Here is a 6709-nt window from a genome sequence, read left to right as displayed (position 1 = left end):
AGGGCACCGACAGCGCCTGGGAGGCCATCAAACAGACCCCGCAGACCCTCGCCGAGGGCGTGCGCGACAGCCTGGGCGAGAAGGCCGGCCACCGCGCCCACCACGCCATCGACAGCCGCATCGACGGGCATGAGGCGTCGGGGAGTGAGGGCCGGGACGGCTCGGGCGACGGTGACGGGGACTCCGGCTCGTCCGGGAGCGATGGGGATTCGGACTCCTCCTCGAACAACTCCTCCGACTCGTCCTCCAGCTCCTCGTCCTCCGATTCGTCCTCCAGCTCCTCGTCCTCCACAGATTCGTCCTCCGCCGGCTCCCACTCCGGCTCCGACGGTTCCGACTCGTCCGGGTCGGACTCCTCGCCGTCGACGCGTTCGGACAGCGGCCCGGGCACGAACATAGGCGGCGGGATATCCGCCGACACCGGGGGCACCCACGTCGGCACGCCCGATCTGGGTGCGGGCCCCGACTCCGACGGCTCCGGCCCGGGGACCGGGCAGAACCCTTCCACCTCGGACATCCCGACCCCGAGGCATACGACGTCGCTGTCGGACTTCGACGACCCCTCCCCCGGCACACCATCACACAGCGCCCCGGACGCCACCGGCTCGCCCAACGCTCCCAGCACGTCAGGCCCCACCGGCACCAGCGGCGGCTCTTCCCCGTCCGGTATCTCCTCACCGACACCGCACGCCGCACCCAGCCGCGCCTCCTCCAGCGGTACGGCATCCCCGGCGGAAGGCGGCAGCGGCGGCGGAATCGGCACGTCGATCGACAGCCTGGCGGCCAGCGTCCCCACCCACTCCGGTGCCGCACCCACACCGACGACGAGTGATCCGTCCCCTGCGGCCACCGGTGGCGGGGGCCGTGTGGATGGCGTCTCGGCCATCCCGACGCCTCCTGTCGCGCCTTCCACGACGGGCGGCGTGGCCGGTTCGCACCAGGGCGGGAGTACGTCCGGCAGCGCCTCGCCCGCAGCGACCCCGAGCAGCCCGACCGCCAACTCGGGTGCGGTGAGGGCCGCTTCCGCCAGTACCTCCGGCACGGCTTCCCCCACAGGAACCGGACCTGCCTCCACCCCGAGCCCCACGTCTCCGACGACACCCCGGAGCGCCCCGAGCCCGACGGCGGACGGCCGGGCATCCGGAACGGCGGACGGCCGGGTATCCGGCACGGCGGACAGCCGAGCATCCGGCACCGCGGACAGCCGGGTATCCAGCACGGCCGACGGACGCGTTTCCGGAACAGCGGACGGCCGGGCATCCGGCACGGCCGACGGACGCGTTTCCGGAACAGCGGACGGCCGGGCATCCGGTACAGCAGACGGCCGAATACCGACCCAGCGCACGCCCGGGAGCACGACACCGGGCGACGGCACCACGCCGCGCAACCCGCCTGGTACGACGCCTGGTGACCGCACGTCACCTCGCGACACCCCCGGCACGAGGCCGGGCGACGGGACCACACCCCGCAACACGACCCCGGGCGACGGCACCACACCCCGCAACACCCCCGGTACCACCCCGGGGGACCGCACCGCACCCCGCAACACCACGGACCCGGCTGGCAGCACCCCTACCCGTACTCCGGGCCAGAACCCGAGCACGAGCACCCCGAATCAGAACCCGTCCCAGTCGTCGCCCCCCAGAACCAACCCGCCCTCCACGAGCACCTCCACGACGACGCCCCCCACCTCGAGCGGCACCGGGTCCGAGCGAGGATCGACACCGAGCAACGGCACCTCGGACTCCTCGACACCGAGCAGCCGTACCCCGAATTCCTCAACCCCGCCCGGCCCCGCCGACAGCCCCACCGCCCAGAGCACACCCGGCACCTCCGGTGCCCAGAACCGGCCGGGCACCGACACCGGCTCCGCCCCCACCAGGCCGCCCCAGGAGCCCGCGGGCAGCACGCCCCGCACCCCCAACGCTCCACAGCAGCCTGCCGCACAGCCGAACACGCCGTCGCAGAACGCACCGTCCAACAACCCGCAACAGCAACAACACCACCAGGTGACGGCGATCCCGATCCACACCCCCGTCCACACCCCGAGCGCCTCGGCCTCACCGTCGCACTCGGCAGGGCCTGCCACGCCGCACCACCCGGGCTCCCCCCAGGCCACTCCCGGCACCCCGAACCACCAGCAGCACCCGCAGCAGGACAGCCTGGAGGACATTCGCTCCGACCTGGACCACTACCCGGGAGGCCTGTCCGAACCCGACCCCGCCGACCAGCAGGCACTGGTCGACGCGGTGCCGCACAACGAAGACGGCACCCCGCAACGCTTCCCGGACCCCTTCGGTCACTGGTCCCAACTCCAGAACGACGGCGGCAACACCGTCCCCGGACGCAGCAACAACTGCGCCGACTGCTCCCGCTCGTTCCTCGAGACCTGGTACGGAAATCCCCAGGTCTCGGCGCCCCGCACCCTCGACACCGACGAACACGGCAACCCCGACGTCTGGTCCCCCGAGAACAACGCGAACGACAACCAGATCCGCTGGACGGGCGCCGCCCACACCTACGCCGGCCCCGGTGGCGACCCCGACACCGCCAACAACATCGCCAACACCCTCCAGCAAGCCGGTCACGGCTCAGCGGCCATCGTCCAGGTCGACTGGCCCGGCGGAGGCGGCCACGCCTTCAACGCCGTCAACCACCACGGCGACATCGTCTGGATCGACACCCAGACCGGACAGGTCAGCCACGACCCCATTCACATAGACAACGCCGAGCACGTCTGGCACATCCCGCTGGACGCCGACCGGAACCCCATTCACCCCGCTCAACCCGACACCGACACCTCCCACCAGGAGACGGACACACACCAGGAAGGCGCCGACACTTCCCACCAGGATCCGGACAACTCCTCCCAGGCAAACGGGAGCCCCGAGGCCACGGAGCCGAACCCGTCGGACGGAACCCCGGACAACGTCCCCGGCAAAACCCCGGACCACCCCGAAACCACTCCCACCGCGGAAAAAGAGCCGTCACTCACCACCCCCGACGGCCACACCGAGGACAGCCCGACCCACGCGGACACGCCGAAGTCCGAAGAAACCTCGACTGGTCGCCCGTCCGACAGCACTCACAGGCCGGACGCCAACCCAACGCACACCAGTGGTGGCAGCAGGGACGGGAACGCAAGCGATCGAGAGCCCCTTGCGCGGCACGGCGCGCCGGAAACGAACAGCGGCACACAAACCGACGACAGGACCACGCACAGCGGTCGGACCACCGATACAGCCCCTGAACAGCACACGTCTTCACCGACCAGCCGTCCCGGTGATACCCCGTCCAGCCCCGCAGGCACAGACCATGTGAAGCCCGAGGATCCGGCGGGCACACAGCCGGGCGCCGATTCCAGCGACCCCTGGCACGACGAAGGGGACGGCATCGATGACGGAGAACACTCCGCTGCGCCTCCCGAGAGTTCGTCGCCGTACGAGGAGAAACAGCCGGAGAATCACCAGCACTACGGCATGCTCGGTGACCAGGCACAGCGAGACCTCCGGGACCGGGACGTACACCAAATTGATCAAGAGCGCGTACACGATTACCTGGAAACCCTGGCGAACAATCACAACGATCAGTTGCGCCACCTGCTCGAGGGCAGCGAGAACGGCACCACTTGGCGCCGCAGCGACTTGATGCAGCTCCCCGGATTCGGAGACCTGACGCGCGGGCAGCAATTGGCGACTGTCGCTGTTCTGGCACGGCTGAGCATCCACTTTCATACAAACCAGGGAGTCGGAGCGAGTCCATATGCGCGTGAGGGCGAGAACTCTGCTTACAAATGGCGGGAAGACGCAGAGCGCGAGCCGCTCCGACAGCGCGATGTTCTCCGGCAAAAGAACTACGACGGCGTCGACAACCACAACTCGTCGCGTGCCGCCGGGGTGCGTGCAAAGTCGGACTTCTCCAACGTGGAGGGTTCTGACAACAAGAGCAGCACCCCCGCTCAGCGCACGCGGCACTACCTCGACGAGAAGTACGGCGAGAGCGTGGCCGAACAGGTGGTCGCGGCAACCAGCGACATGAAGCCCGACTTCTCCGGCCGAAACTTTGCCGTTATCGAGGTGTTCGATCCGCACACGCAACAAACACACTACGTGGCTGATAGTTCATTCAGCCACGCCGGACCACGTCCGGCGCACTCGGAACCACATATAGGCGGCTGGATAGAACGCCTCAACGAAGACCGCGCAGCTCAGGGGCAGAAGCCCCTTGACGTGCTGCACATGTACACGGAGCGGGAACCATGTGGACACCCTTCTGAGTCTCCGGGCCACGCCGACTGCTCAGGGTACATCCTGAAGTACCTGCCCAAGGACATGCCGGTAAGCTATGCAACTGGATACCGGAAGGGCGAGCAGGTCGTTCCCTTCACCGACCCCAAGGGGCGAGAGGGCGTGAACACCCCGCGCCAGGCAATGGATGCGGACTTCCAGCATCATCTCAACAGAGTGGCAGACATCCTCAAGGCATACGCTGTCCCGGCGCCCGCGTCGGATTCCTAGAAACGACTCGAGGTATGAGCACATCCGTCCCCGGCCCGAACGAGGTCTCCCGCGAGCTCGCCTTGGACCGCGCACTGTGGTGGATCGACAGGCCACGTGACAGCAGTGCTTGGTTGTGGATCGGCGGCAAAGAAGGGGCCGGCAAGACCGAACTGCTTCGGGAGATCTCAGAGCGGCAGTCCGATGCGCTCTTCTTCGATTGTGCCGGCATGCAGTCGGAGGAGATCGCTCGCAAGCTGGCTGATTTCCTTGGTGTTGCCGCACTCGATACCTATGGCCGCAATTTTGCGGAGGCGGTCGCCAGGATCACCACAGGACCGGTGGTGATCCTGGCAAATACCCAGTGGGCAGGAACTCTCCGCACCACGCGCGAGCCGGAACGACTCATGCATCAGGTGGTGCAGACGCTCATCAGGAATCACAGGCGCAGCGTGCGGATGCGGCTCCTGATCGAGGTCGAGGACACAGCGCAAGCGATGGCGGCTCTGGGCGGCCGCGAGTTGACATTGCGAGGCCACAATGACCACCACGCGTCCCCGACCGACACCGCAAACCCGGTCGAGGCCGCAGCCTTCCGTGCCCTCGCATTGTCCGAATCCCGGGCCGTCCCGCTGCCCGTCTGGCCAATTCTGTGCGCGGCCCAGGGACAGAACGTCCCCGTCGAGCAGTTGGAGCGGCTGGCAGCATCGCACTCAGCAGACATACTGAAGGAAGACAGCGCAGGCTCCGCCTGGTCGAACGTCGCTTTCCGTCGCGAGGCCGTGGCCCAGGTGTGGCGCGAGACGGTCTCCCAGGAAGAAGCGGAGCGCTTTCATGTACAGGTGCTCTCCGCGTTGCGGTCGGCGGGACCGACGTCCGCAATCCATTGGTACGTACATCGTGCGGCAGCCGGCCACGCCGCCGCGGCCGGAGACCTTGAGTCTCTGCTCGACGACGCGCCCACTCTGGTAAAGGTCAGCCATCACAGCCTGTTCGAGGCATTCGAAGCCGCTCACCACAACCGCGCCGTCCCCCCGGCAAGTCTCGCCGCCAACCTGTACTACCTCGCCGAACGCGGTGTCTGGCCCTCCGCACACGGCGAGTGGCTGGCTCTTCTGCACCACTCTCTCCTCAATCGGGGACCATCGGGCAAGGCCTTGGCCGATCGACTTCTCGCCGCTGTCGACACCTCCACGTTGCCATGGCACACCCTGTGGGCACACGGCACCGGTCCCGGGCTCGCCACCACGGACCGCTTGGTCAAGCGGCCGACTGTACGCTCGCTACGAGTGGTACAGGCTGATTCGGGCCCTTTGGCCATTGCCACGGATGGGCAGGGAAACAGCGAGGTGTGGCATCTGGACAGCGGGGACCCCGCTGTCGACCCCGGTGACGCTCCCATGGCGCCTGAGTCTGTCGCGGCGGATCAGGGCCTTTCGGGATGGAGGCCTGCTGGAGCGGCTGAAGGGCACGTGGACCTACCTCGTATGCCGCGTCATGTACGACGTGCCGTTCGTGTAGGTGACCGTGCTGTGATGTCGTCCACTGACGGGGTCTTCGCCGTTGCCATCCGCTCGGCGGAGGCGGGGGCCCAGTCAGGCATTCTGAAGAGAATGCTGCGTACGGCGGCCAGACTGGGAACCGCCCCTCTTCCCGCCAACGTGCTGGGAGCTTCCGCCGAGTGGTTCGAAAACGTATGGGGCGCAGCCCGGGTCAAGCGGGTCGCCCAGGACGCACTGCCCTCGAGCCTCTCCGATGGGGACGCACGCCAGTTCTTGACCGAGGTCGGCTTCCCTCATGTGAGCGGCTTCCTGGAGCTTGAAACCCGGGATCTGACCGCTGCCGGTCTGACGGAGGTCTCCGATTCTCCAGTCGGCCAAGGGTCCGGATTTCTGCTGGGCACCTGGCAAGGAGCACAACTGCTTCTGGACGGGGCCAGTGGGAAGGTCCTGCAGGACGGGTCATCCGGAATCAGTGATCCTTTGGCCGGGAGTTCGCTGCGACAGTTCGTCACCATGGTCCGGCTCTACTACTGGTGGTTCGCCTCCGACTGGCCCATCGAAGATGCTGAAGCCGACCTGCGCTCGTGGCTTGCCCGCATCGACCCCGACGCCTACTCGGCCCAGTGCTGGCAACGTGTCTTCGAGGACTACAACTTTGCTGATCGGCAATGAACCGGTCGGACAGCAGGCTGACGGGGCGAAGACAAGACC

Annotated in this window: 4 protein-coding genes; 2 read left to right on the top strand and 2 right to left on the bottom strand. The window is 67.6% G+C overall.

Annotated features, from left to right (window positions below):
- Positions 1–1042, bottom strand: a 1042-nt coding sequence (locus SY2F82_RS32435) for a hypothetical protein (RefSeq protein ID WP_200422726.1), incomplete at its 3' end; no start/stop codon positions are given.
- 573 nt (positions 1043–1615) lie between these two features.
- Positions 1616–1918 (bottom strand): hypothetical protein, encoded by a 303-nt coding sequence (locus SY2F82_RS32430; RefSeq protein WP_200422725.1) that lies wholly within the window; start codon positions 1916–1918, stop codon positions 1616–1618.
- Positions 1919–2009: 91 nt separating this feature from the next.
- On the opposite strand from SY2F82_RS32430, the gene SY2F82_RS32425 reads away from it, so the two are divergent.
- Both SY2F82_RS32425 and SY2F82_RS32420 read left to right on the top strand, forming a co-directional pair.
- The gene (locus SY2F82_RS32425; protein WP_200422724.1) at positions 2010–4517 is read left to right on the top strand and encodes a toxin glutamine deamidase domain-containing protein; all 2508 of its coding nucleotides are present in this window, start codon (positions 2010–2012) and stop codon (positions 4515–4517) included.
- Positions 4518–4531: 14 nt separating this feature from the next.
- Positions 4532–6670, top strand: coding sequence for an SUKH-4 family immunity protein (locus SY2F82_RS32420; protein WP_200422723.1), 2139 nt, complete (start codon positions 4532–4534; stop codon positions 6668–6670).
- Positions 6671–6709 lie beyond the last annotated feature (39 nt).

It is taken from the genome of Streptomyces sp. Y2F8-2 (assembly GCF_014905555.1).
GTDB classification, from domain to species: Bacteria; Actinomycetota; Actinomycetes; order Streptomycetales; family Streptomycetaceae; genus Streptomyces; species Streptomyces cynarae.
The sequence above is the reverse complement of the archived record's forward strand: the minus strand, read 5'-3'. Positions and strand labels throughout refer to the sequence as shown.